Below are 18,352 nucleotides of genomic sequence, written 5' to 3' on the forward strand. Positions count from 1 at the left end.
GGATTCCGTTGTGGAGTCCGGTTTTTCAGGTACCCGGATCCGGTTTCTCAGGGCTCGGGTTTTCTCAGAACTCGGGTTTCTCAGGGCTCCAGGACCACTTTGCCGATCGTCCCCCGGTTCTCCAGTGCCCGGTGCGCGGCTGCCGCCTCGGCGAGGGGGAAGCGCTGGACGGCCGGGTTGAGGCGGCCGGCGGCGGCCTCGGTGAGGGCGCGGAGTTCCAGGGTGCGTACGGGGTTGGGGCCGCCCGCTTTCTGCATCATCACCGGGCCGAGGACCTGCTCGGACACGCCCTCGACGATGAGCGGGCTGCCGTCGTGCAGGCCCTCGCCGGACCAGCCGAAGACGATGTGCTTGCCGCCGGGGCCGAGGAAGTCGACGGCCGTACGGGCCACTTCGCCTCCCACGCCGTCGAAGACGACCGTGGCCTTCCGGCCCCAGAGGAAGTACTTGACCTCGTCGGGCCAGGCCGGGTCCTTGTAGTCGACGGCGAGATCGGCACCGTTCTTCTCCACGCGGGCCACCTTCTCCGGGCCGCCCGCGAGGCCGATGACGGTGGCGCCGGCGTGCTTGGCGTACTGCACGAGGAGGGTGCCGATGCCGCCCGCGGCGGCTGGGATCACGGCCACGGAGCCGGGGCCGAGCTCGGCGAACTGGAGGATCCCCATCGTCGTACGCCCCGTGCCGATCATGGCGACTGCCTGCGCGAAGTCCAGGTTCTCCGGGATCTCGTGAAGGCGGTCGGCGTCGGTGACGGCCAGTTCGGCGTACCCGCCCGGGGCGAAGCCCAGATGCGCCACGACCCGCTTGCCGAGCCAGAGTTGGGCGACACCCTCGCCGAGTGACTCGACGGTGCCGGCGACCTCGCGGCCGGGGACGGTGGGCAGGTCGGGCAGCTGGGGCAGCGGCCCCTGCACGCCGTCACGGATCGCGGTGTCGAGGAGATGAACGCCTGCCGCGGCGACGGCGATACGGACCTGGCCCGGGCCCGGCTCCGGGTCCTCGACCTGCTCGTACGTGAGGTTCTCGGCAGGGCCGAAGGCGTGCAGGCGGATGGCGTGCATGGGGAAACTCCTCGGGTCTGTGCGCATCCGTTCGCCCTTGGTGCTCGGCAACTTGGTGCGCTGTCGTGCCCTCAACCCTCGTACCTCAAGCTTGCTTGAGGTCAAGCCCCGCCCTGCGCGGGATGTCGAAGGCGAGGGACACGGCCGTCAGGGCGCTGTTGAAGGACACCTCGGAGAGCACGCCGGGCGCCGCGACCTGGTCGCCCGCGAGGTAGACGCCGTCGCCGCGGTCGACGGCCGGCCGGTCGCGCCAGCTGGTGCCGGGGAAGTCCACGGCACCGGTACGGCCGTCGGCGATGGCCTCGCTGCGCCAGGTCACACGCTCGCGCCAGCCCGGGAAGGCGAGGTCGAGCAGCTCCTCGGCGCGGGCGATGCCGACGGCCCGCGACTCGTGGGGCGCGATCGGGATCTGCCCCTGGATGAGCTGTTCGCCGGCCGGGGCGAGCGTACGGTCCTGGGCGGTGAACCGCTCGATCCAGCCCGCCGCGTCCAGGTCGGACACGGCGAACGCGTCGCCCCGGCGGGTGCGTACGGCCAGATCGATCAGAGCCGTACGACCGCTCGCCCAGGTCAGCGAGTCGTCGCGGAGGAGACGGCGGGCGGCGGCGAGTGAGGTGGCGACGATGACGGGCCCGCGCCCGCCGAGCTCGTCGAGGCTGTCGACACGGGCGAGCGTCTCCATGCGTACGCCCAGGTTCCAGGCGCGGGCCGCCATCCGGTCGACGACGCTGGCCCAGCCGCCGCGCGGGTAGTGCGCCTCCGGGGGCAGCTTCGTGGCGCGCCGCAGCCGTTCCTGCACGAAGGCGGCGGAGAGGGCGCCCGGGTCGTGGTGGAAGAGGGCGACGGCGGAGTAGTAGGCGGCCGCCTTCGCGCCCTCTTCTCCGGCGATGTCTGTGGCCCACGTCCTGAAGTCGACGTCTACAGGCGCCTGTTGGGCCGTACGTCGCAGAAGCTTGAGCATCGCGAAGGGCGGGGTCCGTCGGAGGGTGCCCTTGTGGCGGAGGCGTAGCCGGGCCGCTTCGAGCGGCGGGAGCGGGGCGAGTTCGCCGATCAGCCCGCGCTGTTTGAGCCAGGTCCAGTGCGGGCCGCCCTTATAGAGGGCGTGGGGGCCTTCGTTGGTCTTGTACGGCCCCTCCGCGGTGCGGGCACGCCCGCCGAGGGTGTGATGGGCCTCGTACATGGTGACCTTGGCGCCCGCCTCGGCGGCGGTGATGGCCGCGGTCAGTCCGGCAAAGCCGCCGCCGACGACGGTGATGCGGTGCATGGCTGGGGGTCTCCCTACTGGCTACTGGCTACTGGTCTGGTGCGTGCGTGTGCTGGGCGCGCGTGAGTGGGTGACTCGTAGGTATGACTCTTTGAGGGGCCCGGAGTGTGACATCGGGGGCGTTTATGCAGGTCAGGAGGTTTGTCAGTGGTGGGGTGCAGGATGGGGGCATGGCGAGAAGAGCGGCGGGCGGTACGGGTGTGAGTGGTGCTGGTGCGGGTGTGAAGGGGGCGCGACGACCGGAGGTGCGACTGCCGCCACTGGAGCCGCACGGGGGCGGCGAGTTGGAACCCGACGGGGACTACGACGGCCTGGAGTTCCGGGACGCGGACTTGGCCGGGCAGGACGGCGCGGGCGCCCGCTTCATGGACTGCGCACTGACGAGCTGCGCGCTGGACGAGACCCGCCTGCGCCATGTCCGTGTCCTGGACTCGGTCCTCACGGACATACGAGGCGTCGGCACCGACCTCGCCGAGGCGGCCTTGCGGGATGTGGAGATCCTCGACCCGCGCCTGGGCGGCGTACAGCTGCACGGTGCAGTCCTGGAACGGGTCCTGATCCGCGGCGGCAAGATCGACTACCTGAACTTGCGCACGGCGAGGCTGAGAGACGTCGTATTCGAGGGCTGCGTGCTGGTCGAGCCGGACTTCGGCGGCGCCCGCCTGGAGCGGGTGGAGTTCGTCGACTGCGTACTGAGGGAGGCGGACTTCAACGCGGCGACCCTGACGGACGTGGACCTGCGCAGAGCCGCCACGCTGGAGATCGCACGGGGGGTGGACCGGCTGGCGGGGGCAGTGATCAGTACGGCGCAACTGGTGGATCTGGCGCCGGTGTTCGCGGGGGCGTTGGGGATTCGGGTGGAGGAATGACCCAGGGGCTCAGAGCTGCTCGTACCAGCCGAAGCTGCCCGCTTCCTCAGAGGAGTCATAGGACTGGTGCAGCCCTATGAGGGCGTTGACCAGCCGGGGATCCAACTCCTGCGTCAACACTTGGTAGTCCTCGTCCACCGCACGGAAGACAATGTGGGCCCGGTGGGAGGCGTCGCGCCAGATGATCCGCCGAGGCGGACGGATCCCACCGTCGCCCTCGCCCAGGAGGGACGTGATCAGCCACACCAGACTGACGGGCAGCCCGAAGGGCCACCACAGCGTCCACCACACGAGACGGCCCTGATACCCGTGCAGAACCGGCCCCCCGACCTGCTCCACGGACCATCGCATCCGGCCGATCCGGAAAGCGCGGCGCCGCTGCCAGGTGATCCGCCCCAGCGGCGCGCCGTACGGGTCCAGGACGTGGTAGACGGCGGGGCGTCCGCTCAGGCGCGAGCCCAGGGGCTGCTCCGTGACGACCCGGGCTACGGGCGTCTGGTCCTCGGCGAGGAGGTGGAAGGCGCGGAGCGAGCGATACCGGTCCGGTGCGGGGCTGTCGGCGTCTCGGGAGAGCCGGACGACCGTGTCCACCTGCTGCGGTCCGCCTCCGCCGACGACCGCCGGCGGAGACACCCTGTAGTCCAGCTTGTAGGTCACACGCCCCCTGCTCACGCTCTCCCACTTCCCGTGTCACGTTACGTCAAGGGGTGATGCTCTCACCGTGGTGAGCGGGGCCCGTCACGGGACCCTGGGGAAGCGCGCCTGGAGGGTCCAGATCGCTGGGTTCTCCGCCAGGTCCTCGTGCATGTCCGTGAGGTCAGCGATCAGATCGTGCAAGAAGTCCCGCGCCTCACGCCGGAGTTCGGCATGCGAGAAGGTCAGCGCAGGCTCCTCCACTGGCATCCAGTCGGCCTCGATGTCCACCCACCCGAAGCGCCGCTCGAAGAGCAGACGATCCGTGGACTCGGTGAAGTCCAGTTCGGCCCGCTGCGGACGCGAGGCCCGCGACCCCGCCGGATCCCGGTCGATCCGCTCCACGATGTCGCACAGCGCCCAGGCGAAGTCGAGTACCGGCACCCATCCCCAGGCTGTGGACAGTTCCCGGTCCGCCTTGGTGTCGGCGAGATAGACGTCGCCGCAGAACAGATCGTGCCGCAAGGCGCGGATGTCCGCCCGGCAGTAGTCGGTCTGCGGAGGATCCGGGAAGCGGGCGGAGAGGGCGTAGCCGATGTCGAGCACGTACGTGATGGTGTCACGCTCGCGTGGGCCCTGACGTGCCCCGATCCCGGTCCTGATGCCGGTCCGATCTCAGCGCCGTCCTCGCCCCGACCCAGTCCCGATCGCTTTAGGATCGCGAACGTGCCCCTACCCGCCCGCCTCGTACCGGCCGTCGCGTCCGCCCTCGCACTCGCCCTGACCGCGTGCGGTGGCGGCAGCGCGCGGGACACGACCGGCGCCCCCGGCCTGAGCGACCCGTACTTCCCGAAGGCGGGCAACGGCGGCTACGACGTAACCCACTACGCCCTCACCCTGACCTACGACCCCAACTCCCGCCGCCTGACAGGAACGGCAGAGATCGAGGCGCGGGCGAAGCAGGACCTCACCTCGTTCAACCTCGACCTCAAGGGCCTGAAGGTCACCGCGGCCGAAGTGGACGACGCGTCCGCCCGCTTCCACCGCGGCGGCGACCACGAACTGACCATCCGCCCGCCCGACGCCCTCGACAGAAACGCCACCTTCCGCACCACCGTCCACTACTCCGGCCGCCCCGACACGATCACCGACCCGGACGATTCGCAGGAGGGCTGGCTGAGGACGGCGGACGGCGCCCTCGCCCTCGGCGAGCCCACCGGCTCGATGGCCTGGTTCCCCGGCAACCACCACCCGAGCGACAAGGCGACGTACGACATCACGATCACCGTCCCCGAGGGCCTGAAGGCGGTGTCCAACGGCGAGTTGAGGCGCGAGGAATCGAAGAGAGGCCGCACGACCTTCGCCTGGCACGTAGGCGAGCCGATGGCGTCGTACGTGACGACGGTCGCGATCGGCGAGTACGACGTACGACGCTCGAAGTCCGCGAACGGCCTGCCGGTGTACGTGGCCGTCGACCCCGACGAGTCGAAGGCAAGCGCCCAGGTCCTCGCCCGTATCCCCGAGATCATGCGGTGGTCGGAGGAGAACTTCGGCCCGTACCCCTTCTCCTCCACCGGCGCGATCGTCGACCGCGCCGGCGACGCGGGCTACGCCCTGGAGACCCAGAACCGCCCCGTCTTCCCCGGCGCCCCCGACACCGCCCTCCTCGTCCACGAACTGACCCACCAGTGGTACGGCAACTCCGTCACCCCCGCGACCTGGCGCGACATGTGGCTCAACGAGGGCTTCGCGACATACGCGGAGTGGCTCTGGCAGGAGGACCACGGCGGCGACACGGCGCAGGAGACCTTCGACGAGCTGTACGACCACGGCGAGGACGCCTACGAGGACCTATGGTCCTTCCCGCCCGCAAGCCCCACGAGCGCCGCGCACATCTCCGACGACCCCGTCTACCAACGCGGCGCCATGGTCCTCCACAAGATCCGCGAAACAACCGGCGACGCCACCTTCCACGCCATCCTCCGCGGCTGGCCGGCCACCCACCGCCACGGCAACGCGAACACATCCGACTTCACGGCGTACGTGGAACAGCAGGCACCGGACGAGGACCTCACCACGATCTGGGACGACTGGCTGTACGGGAACGGAAAGCCGGACCACGCCTGAGCGCACCGGCGTCCGCACCACGTCAGGGCTCACTTCCGAGATCCCGGCGCATGGCGGCCTGCGCCAACTTGACCGCAATCCGGTGTGCCGCCTGGGCCTCTTGGAACGCTGCTGAGCGGAGGCCGTTTCCCGCGGCGAGGACGTCCATCAGCCGTCGCAGGCTGTAGAACGCGTCGTCGATCGCGGCGACGATCCCCGGAGCGGCGAAGAGGGCCGCCGCGTCCCGCGCTTCGTTGCACCCCGATGCCCGGAGTGCCTCCCGCACCGCCGCGTCCAGTCCCGTCGCCTCCCACTGCCGGTCCCCGAAGGCCACGGCGCGCATCGTCTCGTGCGCCTGCCGGAAGGAGGTCAGGCAGGCGACGTAGATCTCCTTGCGCTCCTGCCGGGCCCGTTCGGCCGCCTCGCGGCGCCACCGCGCCCGTTCGGCGAGCAGCGTCGCACCGACGCCGACGAGCGCGCCGAGTGCCGTACCGGCCAAGGTCATCCATTCCACACACGGTGTTTGCCCCCTGCACCCCTGTGCGTCACGCCTCTCGCCCGTCCAACTCCGTGAGCAGCCGCGGCAGTTCGGGCGGCCACACGGACTCCGCTGCGTCGGCCAACTCCTTCCGGGTCCACCACTTCCAGCCCAGCATGCCCTCCTCGCTGCGCAAGGCGCGGATGCGGTCGTCGCCGTCCGGCTCGCGGCGCGGCCCGTACGCCACGTAGATGTGCTCGTGCTGGCGGACGGGGACATTCATGCGCGTGAAGTCGTGCTCCCAGGTGCACAGCAAGGGCCCGGGGGTGACGTCGGCCCAGCCGGTCTCCTCACGGAGTTCGCGCAGGGCGCCTTCGCGTGGGCTCTCGCCGGGTTCGAGACCGCCGCCGGGCATGGCCCAGTGGATGCCGACCTCATCGTTGTCGTACCGGAAGAGGAAGACCGCTCCCTCCGGGTCGAGTACGGCGATACGGGCGGCCGGGCGCGGGGTGCGCGGTTCGAGGGACATGTCCGCAGGTTAGAACGAGTCCTGGTCGATCGTGGCTGGGTAATTTCGTTTGCGTCGGCCGCGCCGTCCGGGATGGCATAGGCAGGTGAAGAACGCATCCCAACCTGACCTGCTGCGCTGGCAGTTCGAGCTGACCTGGTCGCTTTTCGAGTACCACCTGGAGCGGCTGGAGCCGGAGGACTTCCTGTGGGAGCCCACGCCTTACTGCTGGACGGTGCGCCCGAACCAAGACGGGACATGGGTGCCGGACTGGGCGGAAACCGAGCCCGACCCCGTCCCGGTCCCCACCATCGGCTGGCTGAGCTGGCATATCGGCTGGTGGTGGACCGTGAGCATCGACCACGCACAGGGACGTATGCCTCGGGAGCGGACCGAGATCACATGGCCGGGCGACGGTACGGCGGCCATCGAGTGGCTGCGCGGCCTCCGCGCCGACTGGCTGGCGGTACTGGACCACCTCACCGACACCGACCTGGACGCCACAGCCCCGTTCCCCTGGCAGAACGACCCCGACCACACCATCGCCCACATGCTCGCCTGGGTGAACGCGGAACTGATGAAGAACGTCACTGAGATCGGCCAACTCCGCTTGCTGCGCGCCGCGTCCGCGGCTTGAGCGGTGGGACGAGGCGGGGTCGGCCCTGTGGGTGCTGGTGCACGTTTTCCGTGAGCACTTTGCGCCGCGGTGCTCACCAGGAGCTCGTTTGAGCGCATGGTGAGCAAACTCCCGCTGAGTGTTCACGTTTTTGCGCGGTAGGGGTGGGGAGCCCGCGAACAGTCATCGCTCCAGCGGCACGCTAGGGCTTTGAAAGCTCGAACCAAACCCGTTTGCCGTTGCGGCCGGTGTTGTACGCCGGGCCGATGCCCCAAGTGTGCGCGAGTGCTCCACCTTCGCTCTCCTGTGCGGCTTCGGAAGGGACCCTTGGGACCGATCATCTAGTTGGACGGTGCCAGGGTGCGCATGACGTCGAACTCGTTGCCCTCGGGGTCGGCCATGACTACCCAGCTCCGGTCGGGGCCCTGGCCCACGTCCACCTTGGCGGCGCCGAGGCCGAGCAGCCTGGCCACCTCGTCGTTGGTACTGCAGTCGATCGGGCTGACATCTAGGTGGAGCCGGTTCTTCACGGTCTTGCCCTCGGGCACCCGGATGAACATCAGAGTGGGCGGCATCTGGCTGGCCCGGACCTCCTCGACGGTCGGCTCCCAGGAGCCGATCTCAACCTTGCCCTCGCTCCGATCGATCACCTTGAAGTCCAGGACCGCGCACCAGAAGGCTGCGAGCCGCTCCGGATCGTGGCAGTCGACAACCAACTCGGTGAACCTACTGGTCATGGCTCCCCCAAACAGTGCGGCCGGAGGCTCAGTCTATGGAGCCGTGCCGCCCGTCCGGCAAGTCCCCAAGCCGTCATCCCTCCAGCGGCACGCTCGGGCTTTGAAGCTCGAACCAGACGTGTTTGCCGTTCCGGCCGGCGTCGTACCCCGGGCCAACGCCCCATGTGTGAGCGAGGGCTTGCACGAGCAGTAACCCGCGCCCGCCTTCGCTGTCCTGCGCGGCTTCGGAGGGGAGCAGCAGTCCTGCGGGCCCGTCGTCGTACACGGCCACGCGTACGCCGTCCGCCAGAACCGCCGTCTCCAGCTTGATGGTTGGCGTACCGGTGTGCCGTACGGCATTGGTGACGACCTCGGAGACGAGGGTGCGGGCGGTGTCGGCGAGGTGCGGGGCGTGGCTGTTCGCGGCGAGGAGTATGGCGACGGTGTCTCGGCAGATCTTCGGGCTGAGGGGTGAGTTGGGGGTGGTGAGGTAGTACGTCGGCGGGTCGGTGTTGGCGTTCATGGCTTTCAACTCTCCGTCTGCGTCGAGGGGTTGCGCGGCGAGGGCACCACCGTGGCTCGGGCACCGGTAGGCGTCGGTGACTGCACTGCGGGTTTACTGGCGCGCCGCGCACTGACGGGTTCGAAAGTAGGGGCAACCTTGCAGTGGAGCAAGATTGCCCCGGAAGTTTCACTCGAGCGAGTGGACCCTGCTTGTTGTGACACGGCAGACTCGGACGCCGAGAGGAACGGAACCCATGCCACTGAGAGAAAACCCCTCCGCTCGCCAGGTCCGACTCGGTACGGAACTGCGGAAGTTGAGGGAGTCCGCAGGTAGGACGGCCCGTGAAGCCGCAGGTCTGCTGTCGACCGATCAGGCCAAGATCAGCCATATCGAGGCGGGTCGGCTGGGCATCAGCGAGGAACGGATCCGGCGGCTGGCGGTGTTCTATGCGTGCGATGACGCCAAACTCATCGACGCGTTGTGCGTGATCGCCCGGGAGTCTCGTGGGCAGGGCTGGTGGGATGCGTACCGCGGGATCCTTGCCCCAGGTTTCCTGGACGTGGCTGAACTGGAGCACCACGCAACGTACTTGCGCGCCCTCCAGCCGATGACGCTCCCCGGCGTCTTCCAGACGGAGGACTACGCGCGGGCGATCTACGGCGGCAACATCCCTCCCCTCCCTGCCGAGGAGGTGGACGTCCGGGTGGAGTTCAGGCTGAAGCGCCGCCAGATCTTCGAGGGTGACGCTCCGCCGCCGTTCACCGTCGTGATCCACGAGGCGGCCCTGAGGATGCGGATCGGCGGGCGCAAGGTCGCGCAGGCGCAGCTCGGCCACCTGCTGGAGGTCTCAGAGTGGCCCACCGTGACGCTGAAGGTCATTCCCTTCACGAGTGAAGAGTTCGTCGAGGCCACACAGCCGGTCTTCTACGCCGGGGGAGTTGTCCCGCAGCTGGACACGGTCCAGGTGGACAGCGCCGTGGGCGGCGTCTTCCTCAGCATCGCCACCCAGCTCAAGAAGTACGGCACCCTGCTGGACCTCGCGGAGCGAGCAGTACTCGACGCCGAGCGCTCCAGACGCTTCGTCCATGACATCGCGCGAGAATTGTGAGAGCCCACACCATGCCTGTGAACTGGCAGAAGTCCTCCTTCTCCGGGGCCGGCGGCGAGAACTGCATCGAACTCGCCCGCACCGCCCCCCACGTCCTCCTCCGCGAAAGCGACACCCCCACCCACGTACTCGCCCTACCCCCAAAAGGCTTGCTGGCCCTGATACGCAGCTTGAAAGGAAGGTCGGCCAGCCTGACGAGACCGTCAGCGTGTCTCCCCCAGCCGCCGGCGGCGCATCGCCAGCGTGCCCAGGAGGAACGCGGCGGACAGGCAAATGGCGGCCAGGTCTGATCGGTTAGTCTCCATCCACTCGACCAGCTCGTCGCGCCGCCACACCATCAGGACCAGCCCCCAGCCTCCACAGAGCAGCCACAGCAGCGGGACCAGTTGACTGTCGCGACTCGCGGCCAGCTCCGCGAGGAACAACAGTCCTCCCGAGAGCAACGCCATGGCAGCGAGAAGGATCTCGCCTTCCATGCCACCGACGAGCATCGCCTCACCGAGGAGCAGGGAGACGGTGGCCACGAGAGCCTTCAGCCCGGCCCGCCCGTCGTTGGGAAGCACCATTACGGCCGTCGTCTGCGCCTCTATGACAACAGCGATGGCCCACGTGGCGTCCATGTCTTGTTCCCCCCTCGCTCGTGCGTCGGCCAGGCGGCCAGACACCCAGCATCAGCGGAGGAGTCCGGGACGGGTCCCGGGGTGGCGCCCCGCCCACCCCGGGTTCGGCTCGTCAGGAGGCCCTGCGCACAAGGGCGGAGCCCCCGGTCACCAAGTGACCGGGGGCTCCGAAAAAACAGGCGTGCCGAACCTCAGACGTTCACGCCGAAGTCCTGGGCGATGCCCACGAGGCCCGAGGCGTAGCCCTGGCCCACCGCGCGGAACTTCCACTCGGCGCCGTTGCGGTAGAGCTCGCCGAAGACCATCGCCGTCTCGGTGGCGGCGTCCTCGGACAGGTCGTAGCGGGCGATCTCCGTGCCGCCGGCCTGGTTGACGATGCGGATGTAGGCGTTGCGGACCTGGCCGAAGTTCTGGGAGCGGGTCTCGGCGTCGTAGATGGAGACCGGGAAGACGATCTTGTCGATGTCGGCGGGCAGGCCCGCCAGGTTGACGTTGATCGCCTCGTCGTCGCCCGCGCCCTCACCCGTGCGGTTGTCGCCGGTGTGGACGATGGTCTGGTCCGGGGTCTGCTTGTTGTTGAAGAAGATGAAGTGACCGTCCGAGTAGACCTTGCCCTCGGGGTTGACCGCGATGGCCGAGGCGTCCAGGTCGAAGTCGGTCCCCGTGGTGCTGCGGACGTCCCAGCCGAGGCCCACGGTGACAGCGGTCAGGCCCGGAGCCTCCTTGGTGAGCGAGACGTTGCCACCCTTGGACAGGCTTACAGCCATTGTTGGGAGTCCTTCCATCGTTGACGTACGTGCGACAAGTGCGGTGCGTTGAACTCGGTGCTTCGTACGGGGACGAAGCTACCGTCACCCCTATGAACGTCGCGGGGGGTCCCCCAGGTTCCGCCCACTTTACTTTCTTTACCCGAGCGGCCGAGCCCCCGGATTCGAGGCCCGACTCGAGGCTGGCGGACCCCGGGCCCGTGCCCCGGGCTCTGGAAAAGCGCGTGACGTGGACCGGACACACGCGCGACCATGGAGCCATGCCTGGTCCCTACGTCATCCGCGGCTCCGTCTCCCTCCCCGAGGCCGAGCTGACGTGGCGTTTCTCGCGTTCCTCGGGGCCCGGTGGCCAGCATGTCAACACGAGCGACTCGCAGGTGGAGCTGCGGTTCGACCTCGCGAAGACGGAAGCCCTGCCCGAGGTGTGGAAGGCCCGCGCCCTCGAACGGCTCGCCCCGAAGCTCGTCGACGGAGTCATCAGCGTACGAGCCTCCGAACACCGCTCCCAGTGGCGCAACCGCGAGACCGCCGCCGTCCGCCTCGCCGCCCTGCTCGCCGAAGCCACCGCCCCGCCGCCCAAGCCCCGCCGGGCCACCCGCATCCCCCGCGGCATCAACGAACGCCGGCTGCGGCAGAAGAAGCAGCGCTCCGAGACCAAGCGCGGACGCTCCGGCCGCGATTGGTGACCGGCCCGTAAGCGTCAGCGTCGTCCCGCTCGCCAATTGCCAATGAGAGGGCGGCCTACCCCAACTGCCGGTACCGCCCCTTGAAGTACGTCAGCGGCCCCCCGTCCGCACTCGGCACCGAGGCCGTCAGCACCCGCCCTATCACCAGCGTGTGATCGCCCGCGGGCACCCGCTGCTCGGTCCGGCATTCCAGGGTCGCCAGGGCGCCGCGCACGAGCAGCGCCCCGGAGGCCTCTCCGCGTACGTACGGAATGTCCTCGAAGAGGAGGCGGTCGGAGATACGGCCCTTCATGGCGAACCGGCCCGCGATGTGGCGCTGACTCTCGGAGAGGACCGAGACCGCCCACAGGGGCTGCTCGTCGAGCAGGTCGTCCATGCGGGAACCGTCGCGCAGGCTGACCAGGACCAGGGGCGGGTCCAGGGATACGGACATGAAGGCGGTCGCCGTCATCCCGACGTCCTCACCGCCCGGCCCCTCGGGATCCAGCGCGGACTCGTGCGCGGTCACCAGCACCACGCCCGCGGCCAGCCGGGACATGGCGGCGCGGAACTCGTCGTCACTCACCCCCACAGCATGCCCGTCAGCGGTGGGGTTGAGGGGCGCGCGTGGGGCAGGAGGAGTCGTCAGCACGCTCACGACGCTAGTCTCCCCGCTCCGGTCCGCGCATCGGACCAGCGCCCGAGACGGGTCCTAGGACCGGGGCCCGACCGCCGTCCGGCCACCCGCGTCCGGCCGACGATCGCCCTGCGTCCGGTAACCTCTCAGGCTCCACATATTCGCGTTCAGTAAACGCACGGTGAAAAAGCAGAAACTCTACTCAACTGCTCATCTTTAGCTGTGACTTGAGTCACAAGGGCCATATTTTGTTGACCCTGTGTACCGAGTGGGCAGCGCGCTGTGATTCAGTGGCGGGGAACGCTGCAATCGATAGGCGATCCAGGGATCGGCCCGGCGATCAGTAAGCGACCAGTCCACCATCGGTAGTCGATCAGTACAGAACGAGAAGACAGGCGAGAAGCCCGGACAACTCTGGAGTTGCTGTCGAGGTCTCGGGGAGAGCGAGCATGGAGACCGAGTCGGAGCCGTACGTCCGTCTTGCGACCCTGCGGCAGCTGCATCAGGTCATGGCCGACATGAACACGGCACGCAGCCTGGCCGACACGCTGCAGACCGTCGCCGACGGAGTCGTGACGGGACTGGGCTACGAAATCGCCGCCGTCAATCTCGTACGCCCCGACGGGGACCTCGTCGTCGCCGCCTTCGCCGGGAACTCCGCCGCCGAGGCGCTCATCACCGGCCGTGTCGGCTCCCGCGCCTCCTGGGAGCGCCGGCTGAACATGGGCGAGGCCTGGGGCGACCTGCGTTTCATACCCCACACCGAGGGCTGGGTCCTCGACGAGGACGACGTCCCGCAGTGGTACACCGACGGCCCGCCGCCCCGCTTCGAGGACGAGTGGCACCCCTCCGACCGCCTCTTCGCGCCCATGTACACGCCGGGCGTGCCCGGCGGCGCCTGCGGTGAGCTGATCGGAGTGCTCTCCGTCGATCGCCCGCGCAACGGACGGATTCCCGGCGCCTGGGGGCGCGAGGCCCTGCAGATGTACGCGTTCCAGGCGGCCATCGCGATCAGCAACGCCCGGCTCAGGGCCAACATGCAGCGCGCCCTCGTCCGCCTGGAGCGGGAGCAGCAGGCCCTGCGCGCCAGCGAGGAAAGCTTCCGCCAGGCCTTCGAGTACGCCCCCTCCGGCATGGCCATCGCCGAGATGGGCGGCGACCAGCACGGGCGCATCCTGCGGACCAACGACGCACTGTGCCGCCTCCTCGGCCGCCCCGCCTCCGCGATGCGCCGCTACTCCTTCTCCGACCTCGTCCACCCCGAGGACATCGGCACCCTGCTGCGTACGTCCGCGGAAGGCGGGCGCGCCGAGCTGCGGCTCGGGCGCCGCGACGGGACGTACGTCTGGGTCTCCCTGCGTAACAGCGTGGTCGCGGACGCCGCCGACGGGCCGCGCTTCCTGCTCACCCACGTCGAGGACATAGAAGAGCGCAAGCGCCGCGAGCTCCAGCTCGCCCACCGCGCCTCGCACGACTCGCTCACCGGACTGCCGAACTCCGCCGAACTGCGCGCCCGGCTCTCCGCCCGCCTGTGCAGCCGCCCCGCGGCCGTGGCACCAGGACCGGTGGACACGCTGGACGCGGCCTTCGCGCAGCACGGCGAATACGGAGACCAGGGTGAGCACGGCGGGGCGCCCGCGTACGACGGGAACGGGCACGGGTTCGACTTCCGGCCGGCCCTCGAGGCCTTCGACGCGTACGACCACCACGTGCACACCGTCGCACCGCAGGGCGAGACGGACGACGGTACGAAGGGGCTCGCGGTGCTCTTCTGCGACCTCGACGGCTTCAAGTCGATCAACGACCGCTTCGGGCACAACTCCGGTGACGCGGTGCTGATCGAGGTCGCGCGCCGGCTGAGCAGCGGCGTACGGGACGGGGACACGGTCGCGCGGCTCGGCGGCGACGAGTTCGTGGTCCTCGCCGACGGGCTCGGCCGGGCCGACGCCCAGGACCTCGCGGTCCGGCTGCGCAACGAGATCATCCAGCCGATCCGGGTCGACGGCCGCGCGATGCGGGTCGGCGCGAGCTTCGGCATCGGATGGGCACATTGCGGCATGACCGCGGACGAAGTGTTGAAGTCCGCTGACGAGCGGATGTACGTAGAGAAACGGTCTCGTCCCAAAGCGCATCGGCGTGCGGGCTGAGGCGCAGGTCAGCGGTGGTGTGCGAGCTGAATCACCCGTTTGGGGCCTGTGGAGCGGGTAGGCTCGCCCTTCTATTCACCCATCGCATCTGCACCACACCCGTTGAGGAGACCAAGGGATGACGCCCGGCAACAACGGCGCGAGCACGCCCGAGGACGACGACCCGTTCGGCTATCTGTACGCCGACGGTCAGGCCGCCGGAGCCACGCCGCCAGACGGAGGCGGCGGCTACGGCTACCCCGGTTCGGTCAACCGGGTGCGGGCGGTCGGCGAGCGCCAGTACGGCCAGCAGGCCCAGCAGTCACAGCAGGCTTCCCAGACGGCGCCGACCGCGCAGTACGCGCAGGCTCCGGCCCAGCAGGGGCAGGGAACGTACGGCCAGTCCCACTACCAGGCCCCGGAGACGTTCGGCGGCGCGTCCACGACCCGTACGCCCCTGCCGGGCAGCGGCATGGGTGGCGGTGGCGGCCGTGGTCGTGGTCCCAACACCAAGGGCCTCCTGATCGGCGCGATCGCCGTGGTCGCGGCGGTCGTGATCGGCATCGGGGTCGCGATGATGGGCGGCGACGAAGATCCCGGGGGCAACGAGGCGGGGGGTTCGACGCCGTCGGCTGATCAGAACACCGAGCCGAGCGCGCCGGCTTCGAAGCCGGCTAAGGATGAGGCCGAGCTGCCGAAGATCGACGCGAAAACCCTGCGTCTGGAGGGCGGCACGACCGTCGACACCCAGTTCGATGGCGCCGAGGCGGGCGGCGGTGTCTATGTGACGGGCTTCAACAAGGTCGGCGCCAAGGTCGTGTGGGCCGTCAAGGACATCGAGAAGGCCGGCACCTACCGGCTGGATGTGCGCTTCGGCATCCCCGGTGTCGACGCCGACGCGACCGTCGTGGTCAACGGCAAGCCGAACACCTCGCCGCTGAACATGGAGAACTTCATCGGTGAGAAGCGGGCCCCGAAGGGCGACTGGGAGAAGGGCTGGCAGACGACCTGGGCACCAGTCAACCTGACCAAGGGCTCCAACGTCATCGAGATCGCCTGCGCCGAGGGCAACCAGTGTGACGCGGTGCTCGACCAACTGTCGCTGAGCAGGGGCTAGCAGCAAGCTCAAGTCAAACGAGCGGCAGCGTGGCGACAGGCGAAGGCCGGCAACGAGTGGCCGAGCGGGGTCAGCCGAGAGATGTCGTCAGCGCCCTCAGGAGGCGTACGACGCCCGCCGGGCCGTCCACCACCAGGTCCGCCCGCTTCTCCAGCTCTGTCACCTCGCTGCTGCCGCTGCACACCAGCAGGCCGGGCACGCCGTTCGAGCGGAGTTCCTCGACCGCGGCGAACGCCGGGAGGTCGCCCAGGTCGTCGCCTGCGTATGCCACCGCCCCGGCGCCGATCTCGCGTACGTACTCGCGGAGCGCTACGCCCTTGTCCATGCCCGGCGGGCGGAGTTCCAGGACCATGCGGCCGGGTTCGACGACCAGACCGTGGCGGCTGGCGAGGTCGGTGAGGGGCTCGCGCAGGGCGTCGAATGCGGCCTGCGGGTCCTCGGCGCGGCGGGTGTGGACGGCGACGGCGCGGCCCTTCTCCTCGATCCAGGTGCCCTGTCCGGCGCCGGAGCGGTCGAGGATGCCGGGCAGTTCGGCGCGGACGGCGGCGACGCCGGGGTGGGGCGGGGGCGCCGTGACGGTGCCGGTGAGCGCGTCCCAGCGTTCGGCGCCGTAGTGGCCGAGGACGACGAGGTGTTCCAGGCCGGGTACGTCCGCGAAGCCGCCGTGGCGTACCGCGACGTCGGCCGGGCGGCCGGTGACGACGGCGACGGAGGCGACTTTCGGGGCGAGGGCGGCGAGCGCCGGGACCGCGTCGGGGTGGGCGCGGGCCTGCTCGGGGTCGGGGACGATCGGCGCGAGGGTACCGTCGAAGTCGAAGGCGAGGACGGCCCGGCCGGGCCGCGCGAGGATGGCGTCGAGGCCGTCACGTCCCGCCGGGGTCGCGGGAGTCGGCAATGGCGTCGGGGTCTTTGAGGGGTCCGCTTGGCTGCCCATACGGCGACCCTATCCGTCAGCGATCTGTCAGCGCTCGGCCCGGCGGGCGTCCCGTATTCGGCGCAGCCGGTTCACGGTCACCGGGTCATGGGCCAGAGCACGCGGCGCGTCGAGCAGGGCGTTCAGCAACTGGTAGTACCGAACCGGCACCATCCCCAACTCTTCCCGTATGGCCCGCTCCTTGGCCCCGGGCGAAGCCCAGCCACGCCGCTCCAGTGCAAGGACGTCACGCTCCAGCGGGGTGAGCTCTTCTGCCATGCGTCGACGCTACCGCGCTCCGAGAGGGCCGCAGGCCCCGTAAGGGCCTGCGAAACCAGCGCGACTATTCCGAACTCTCAGCGGCCGAAGCCGCTTGCTGCAGCGACCCGAGAACCGCCGAGGGCCGCGCATTCGGCCCCACCGCCTTGCCGATCTGCTGCTTGATGTCCGCGCTGACCTGCGCCCAGGACGTCTTGGCGACGGGATACAGCTCGGCGTTCTCCAGCTCGGACAGGAACGGGTCGAGATCCTTGTCGTTCTTGTCCGCGGCCATCGCCTCGGAGGCGGACGTGGTCACGGGCAGCAGGTTGTACTCGTGGGAGAACTCGAGCACGTTCTTCTTGCTGTAGACGAAGTCGAGGAACTCGCCGATCTCCTCGCCGTTGCCGTTCTCCTTGAACGCCATCATCCAGTCGGCGACGCCCATCGTGGCCTTGGCCCTGCCGTCGACGCCGGGCATCGGCACCATGCCGTACTCCACGCCCCTCTTCTCGGCGGCCTGCATCAGCGAGGGGTGACCGTTCAGCATGCCGACCTCGCCGCGGGTGAACGCCTCGAAGGCGTCGGCGCGGTTGAGCTTGCCGGGCGGCGTCGGCCCGGTGAGGCCCTTGCCCACCAGGTCGTTCTTGAGCCAGTTGAAGGTCGCGATGTTCTGGTCGGAGTCGAGGCCGTACGAGCCGATCGTGCCGGTGTAGCCGTCGCCGCCGCTCAGCAGCCACATCATGGTCTCGGCCTGGGCCTCCTCGGGTCCGAGGGGCAGCGCGTACGGCGTCTCGACGCCGCGGGACTTCAGGGTCCGGGCGGCGGCGGCCAGTTCGCTCCAGCTTCGCGGCGGGGTGAGGCCGGCCTCGTCGAAGAGTTCCTTGTTGTAGAACAGCAGCCGCGTGGAGGAGGCGAACGGCATGCCGTACTGCACCCGGCCCACCTCGCCCGCCTCGGCGAGTCTCGAGACGAAGTCGGCCTGGACGGGTATGGAGAGCAGCTGGTTGACCTCGTACAGCTGCCCCTTCGCGGCGTAGTCGGCGTACGCGCCGATCTGCGCCATGTCGGGCGCCTCACCGTCGGCGACCATCTGTTTGACCTTGGCGTCGACCTCGTTCCACGAGTAGACGCTGACGTCGATCTCGATGCCGGGGTTCTTCTTCTCGTACTCCTTGACCAGCTTGTCCCAGTACTTCTGGGAACTGTTCGCCTCGGAGTCGCCGTAGTCGGCGGCCACCAGCTTGAGCGTGGCGTTCGGGGTGGCCGCGGTGCCGCCGGAGCAGCCGCCGAGTGCCGCCGTCACGCCCATTGCGGACACCATCGAGATGAAAACCGTCACTCGTCGCCGCACCGCTGATTTCCCCATCTGTCGTACTCGTCAC

21 protein-coding genes and 1 pseudogene are annotated in these 18,352 nt (G+C 69.4%); 8 read left to right on the plus strand and 14 right to left on the minus strand.

The annotated features are described in order from the left end of the window. Positions 1-80: 80 nt before the first annotated feature. The gene (locus G6048_RS11980) at positions 81-1,061 is read right to left on the minus strand and encodes a zinc-binding dehydrogenase (protein WP_165339472.1); all 981 of its coding nucleotides are present in this window, start codon (positions 1,059-1,061) and stop codon (positions 81-83) included. An 85-nt stretch (positions 1,062-1,146) separates the two neighbouring features. After that, the gene (locus G6048_RS11985; RefSeq protein ID WP_165339473.1) at positions 1,147-2,325 is read right to left on the minus strand and encodes an NAD(P)-binding protein; all 1,179 of its coding nucleotides are present in this window, start codon (positions 2,323-2,325) and stop codon (positions 1,147-1,149) included. 170 nt (positions 2,326-2,495) lie between these two features. On the opposite strand from G6048_RS11985, the gene G6048_RS11990 reads away from it, so the two are divergent. Further along, the gene (locus G6048_RS11990; protein WP_235989625.1) at positions 2,496-3,194 is read left to right on the plus strand and encodes a pentapeptide repeat-containing protein; all 699 of its coding nucleotides are present in this window, start codon (positions 2,496-2,498) and stop codon (positions 3,192-3,194) included. A 9-nt stretch (positions 3,195-3,203) separates the two neighbouring features. Here the strand turns inward: G6048_RS11990 and G6048_RS11995 are convergent, their stop codons facing one another. Together G6048_RS11995 and G6048_RS12000 are read right to left on the minus strand one after the other, a co-directional pair. Continuing rightward, positions 3,204-3,851 (minus strand): hypothetical protein, encoded by a 648-nt coding sequence (locus G6048_RS11995; RefSeq protein ID WP_165339475.1) that lies wholly within the window; start codon positions 3,849-3,851, stop codon positions 3,204-3,206. Positions 3,852-3,932: 81 nt separating this feature from the next. After that, a complete protein-coding gene (locus G6048_RS12000) occupies positions 3,933-4,433 on the minus strand; it encodes a hypothetical protein (protein WP_165339476.1) in 501 nt (166 codons plus the stop codon). A 120-nt stretch (positions 4,434-4,553) separates the two neighbouring features. Between G6048_RS12000 and G6048_RS12005 the strand changes: the two genes are divergently transcribed. Beyond that, positions 4,554-5,954, plus strand: a complete 1,401-nt coding sequence (locus G6048_RS12005) for a M1 family metallopeptidase (protein ID WP_165339477.1) — start codon at positions 4,554-4,556, stop codon at positions 5,952-5,954. 22 nt (positions 5,955-5,976) lie between these two features. Here G6048_RS12005 and G6048_RS12010 read toward each other — a convergent pair whose 3' ends face one another. After that, positions 5,977-6,438 (minus strand): hypothetical protein, encoded by a 462-nt coding sequence (locus G6048_RS12010; RefSeq protein ID WP_165339478.1) that lies wholly within the window; start codon positions 6,436-6,438, stop codon positions 5,977-5,979. Between the two features lie 40 nt (positions 6,439-6,478). Further along, positions 6,479-6,928, minus strand: a pseudogene (locus G6048_RS12015) (NUDIX hydrolase); the annotation flags it as partial. Positions 6,929-7,025: 97 nt separating this feature from the next. Between G6048_RS12015 and G6048_RS12020 the strand changes: the two are divergent. Then, entirely contained in the window at positions 7,026-7,556 is a 531-nt protein-coding gene (locus tag G6048_RS12020) for a DinB family protein (RefSeq protein ID WP_165339480.1), read from the plus strand. Positions 7,557-7,876: 320 nt separating this feature from the next. Here G6048_RS12020 and G6048_RS12025 read toward each other — a convergent pair whose 3' ends face one another. Together G6048_RS12025 and G6048_RS12030 are read right to left on the minus strand one after the other, a co-directional pair. Then, positions 7,877-8,272, minus strand: coding sequence for a VOC family protein (locus tag G6048_RS12025; RefSeq protein WP_165339481.1), 396 nt, complete (start codon positions 8,270-8,272; stop codon positions 7,877-7,879). A 73-nt stretch (positions 8,273-8,345) separates the two neighbouring features. Next, positions 8,346-8,774 carry an ATP-binding protein gene (locus G6048_RS12030; RefSeq protein WP_165339482.1) on the minus strand — a complete coding sequence of 143 codons (429 nt, stop codon included), beginning with the start codon at positions 8,772-8,774 and terminating at the stop codon, positions 8,346-8,348. Positions 8,775-9,009: 235 nt separating this feature from the next. On the opposite strand from G6048_RS12030, the gene G6048_RS12035 reads away from it, so the two are divergent. Both G6048_RS12035 and G6048_RS51335 read left to right on the plus strand, forming a co-directional pair. After that, positions 9,010-9,864, plus strand: a complete 855-nt coding sequence (locus G6048_RS12035) for a helix-turn-helix domain-containing protein (RefSeq protein WP_165339483.1) — start codon at positions 9,010-9,012, stop codon at positions 9,862-9,864. Positions 9,865-9,875: 11 nt separating this feature from the next. Then, positions 9,876-10,154, plus strand: a complete 279-nt coding sequence (locus G6048_RS51335; RefSeq protein ID WP_165339484.1) for a DUF397 domain-containing protein — start codon at positions 9,876-9,878, stop codon at positions 10,152-10,154. Here G6048_RS51335 and G6048_RS12045 read toward each other — a convergent pair. Continuing rightward, positions 10,068-10,484, minus strand: coding sequence for a hypothetical protein (locus G6048_RS12045; RefSeq protein ID WP_165339485.1), 417 nt, complete (start codon positions 10,482-10,484; stop codon positions 10,068-10,070). The genes G6048_RS51335 and G6048_RS12045 overlap by 87 nt on opposite strands. 191 nt (positions 10,485-10,675) lie before the next feature. Continuing rightward, entirely contained in the window at positions 10,676-11,251 is a 576-nt protein-coding gene (locus G6048_RS12050; protein WP_165339486.1) for a TerD family protein, read from the minus strand. A 260-nt stretch (positions 11,252-11,511) separates the two neighbouring features. On the opposite strand from G6048_RS12050, the gene arfB reads away from it, so the two are divergent. Then, on the plus strand, positions 11,512-11,937 hold the full coding sequence (arfB, locus tag G6048_RS12055) for an alternative ribosome rescue aminoacyl-tRNA hydrolase ArfB (protein WP_165339487.1): 426 nt from the start codon (positions 11,512-11,514) through the stop codon (positions 11,935-11,937). Positions 11,938-11,992: 55 nt separating this feature from the next. Here the strand turns inward: arfB and G6048_RS12060 are convergent, their stop codons facing one another. After that, complete coding sequence (locus G6048_RS12060; RefSeq protein WP_165339504.1) at positions 11,993-12,475, minus strand: flavin reductase family protein; 483 nt, start codon at positions 12,473-12,475, stop codon at positions 11,993-11,995. A gap of 527 nt (positions 12,476-13,002) precedes the next feature. On the opposite strand from G6048_RS12060, the gene cdgB reads away from it, so the two are divergent. Together cdgB and G6048_RS12070 are read left to right on the plus strand one after the other, a co-directional pair. Continuing rightward, the gene (gene cdgB / locus G6048_RS12065; protein WP_165339488.1) at positions 13,003-14,700 is read left to right on the plus strand and encodes a diguanylate cyclase CdgB; all 1,698 of its coding nucleotides are present in this window, start codon (positions 13,003-13,005) and stop codon (positions 14,698-14,700) included. A 118-nt stretch (positions 14,701-14,818) separates the two neighbouring features. After that, positions 14,819-15,796, plus strand: coding sequence for a CBM35 domain-containing protein (locus G6048_RS12070; protein WP_165339489.1), 978 nt, complete (start codon positions 14,819-14,821; stop codon positions 15,794-15,796). 70 nt (positions 15,797-15,866) lie between these two features. Here G6048_RS12070 and otsB read toward each other — a convergent pair whose 3' ends face one another. The 3 genes from otsB to G6048_RS12085 all read right to left on the minus strand — a co-directional run bounded on the left by otsB (position 15,867) and on the right by G6048_RS12085 (position 18,336). Then, entirely contained in the window at positions 15,867-16,730 is an 864-nt protein-coding gene (gene otsB / locus G6048_RS12075; RefSeq protein WP_165339490.1) for a trehalose-phosphatase, read from the minus strand. 27 nt (positions 16,731-16,757) lie between these two features. After that, entirely contained in the window at positions 16,758-16,988 is a 231-nt protein-coding gene (locus tag G6048_RS12080; RefSeq protein WP_165339491.1) for a DUF3263 domain-containing protein, read from the minus strand. A 64-nt stretch (positions 16,989-17,052) separates the two neighbouring features. Beyond that, positions 17,053-18,336, minus strand: coding sequence for an ABC transporter substrate-binding protein (locus tag G6048_RS12085; protein ID WP_165339492.1), 1,284 nt, complete (start codon positions 18,334-18,336; stop codon positions 17,053-17,055). Positions 18,337-18,352: the final 16 nt, after the last annotated feature.

It is taken from the genome of Streptomyces ureilyticus, from assembly GCF_011045025.1.
Classification (GTDB): domain Bacteria; phylum Actinomycetota; class Actinomycetes; order Streptomycetales; family Streptomycetaceae; genus Streptomyces; species Streptomyces ureilyticus.

Excerpts from the sequence above, each read along its gene's own strand:
- G6048_RS12025 (WP_165339481.1), bottom strand. The coding sequence starts at position 8,272 with ATGACCAGTAGGTTCACCGAGTTGGTTGTCGACTGCCACGATCCGGAG.
- G6048_RS12045 (WP_165339485.1), bottom strand. The coding sequence starts at position 10,484 with ATGGACGCCACGTGGGCCATCGCTGTTGTCATAGAGGCGCAGACGACG.
- G6048_RS11990 (WP_235989625.1), top strand. The coding sequence starts at position 2,496 with ATGGCGAGAAGAGCGGCGGGCGGTACGGGTGTGAGTGGTGCTGGTGCG.
- G6048_RS12085 (WP_165339492.1), bottom strand. The coding sequence starts at position 18,336 with ATGGGGAAATCAGCGGTGCGGCGACGAGTGACGGTTTTCATCTCGATG.
- G6048_RS51335 (WP_165339484.1), top strand. The coding sequence starts at position 9,876 with ATGCCTGTGAACTGGCAGAAGTCCTCCTTCTCCGGGGCCGGCGGCGAG.
- otsB (WP_165339490.1), bottom strand. The coding sequence starts at position 16,730 with ATGGGCAGCCAAGCGGACCCCTCAAAGACCCCGACGCCATTGCCGACT.
- G6048_RS12035 (WP_165339483.1), top strand. The coding sequence starts at position 9,010 with ATGCCACTGAGAGAAAACCCCTCCGCTCGCCAGGTCCGACTCGGTACG.
- G6048_RS12080 (WP_165339491.1), bottom strand. The coding sequence starts at position 16,988 with ATGGCAGAAGAGCTCACCCCGCTGGAGCGTGACGTCCTTGCACTGGAG.
- G6048_RS12070 (WP_165339489.1), top strand. The coding sequence starts at position 14,819 with ATGACGCCCGGCAACAACGGCGCGAGCACGCCCGAGGACGACGACCCG.
- arfB (WP_165339487.1), top strand. The coding sequence starts at position 11,512 with ATGCCTGGTCCCTACGTCATCCGCGGCTCCGTCTCCCTCCCCGAGGCC.
- G6048_RS11980 (WP_165339472.1), bottom strand. The coding sequence starts at position 1,061 with ATGCACGCCATCCGCCTGCACGCCTTCGGCCCTGCCGAGAACCTCACG.
- G6048_RS12050 (WP_165339486.1), bottom strand. The coding sequence starts at position 11,251 with ATGGCTGTAAGCCTGTCCAAGGGTGGCAACGTCTCGCTCACCAAGGAG.
- G6048_RS12010 (WP_165339478.1), bottom strand. The coding sequence starts at position 6,438 with ATGACCTTGGCCGGTACGGCACTCGGCGCGCTCGTCGGCGTCGGTGCG.
- G6048_RS12030 (WP_165339482.1), bottom strand. The coding sequence starts at position 8,774 with ATGAACGCCAACACCGACCCGCCGACGTACTACCTCACCACCCCCAAC.
- cdgB (WP_165339488.1), top strand. The coding sequence starts at position 13,003 with ATGGAGACCGAGTCGGAGCCGTACGTCCGTCTTGCGACCCTGCGGCAG.
- G6048_RS11985 (WP_165339473.1), bottom strand. The coding sequence starts at position 2,325 with ATGCACCGCATCACCGTCGTCGGCGGCGGCTTTGCCGGACTGACCGCG.
- G6048_RS12060 (WP_165339504.1), bottom strand. The coding sequence starts at position 12,475 with ATGTCCCGGCTGGCCGCGGGCGTGGTGCTGGTGACCGCGCACGAGTCC.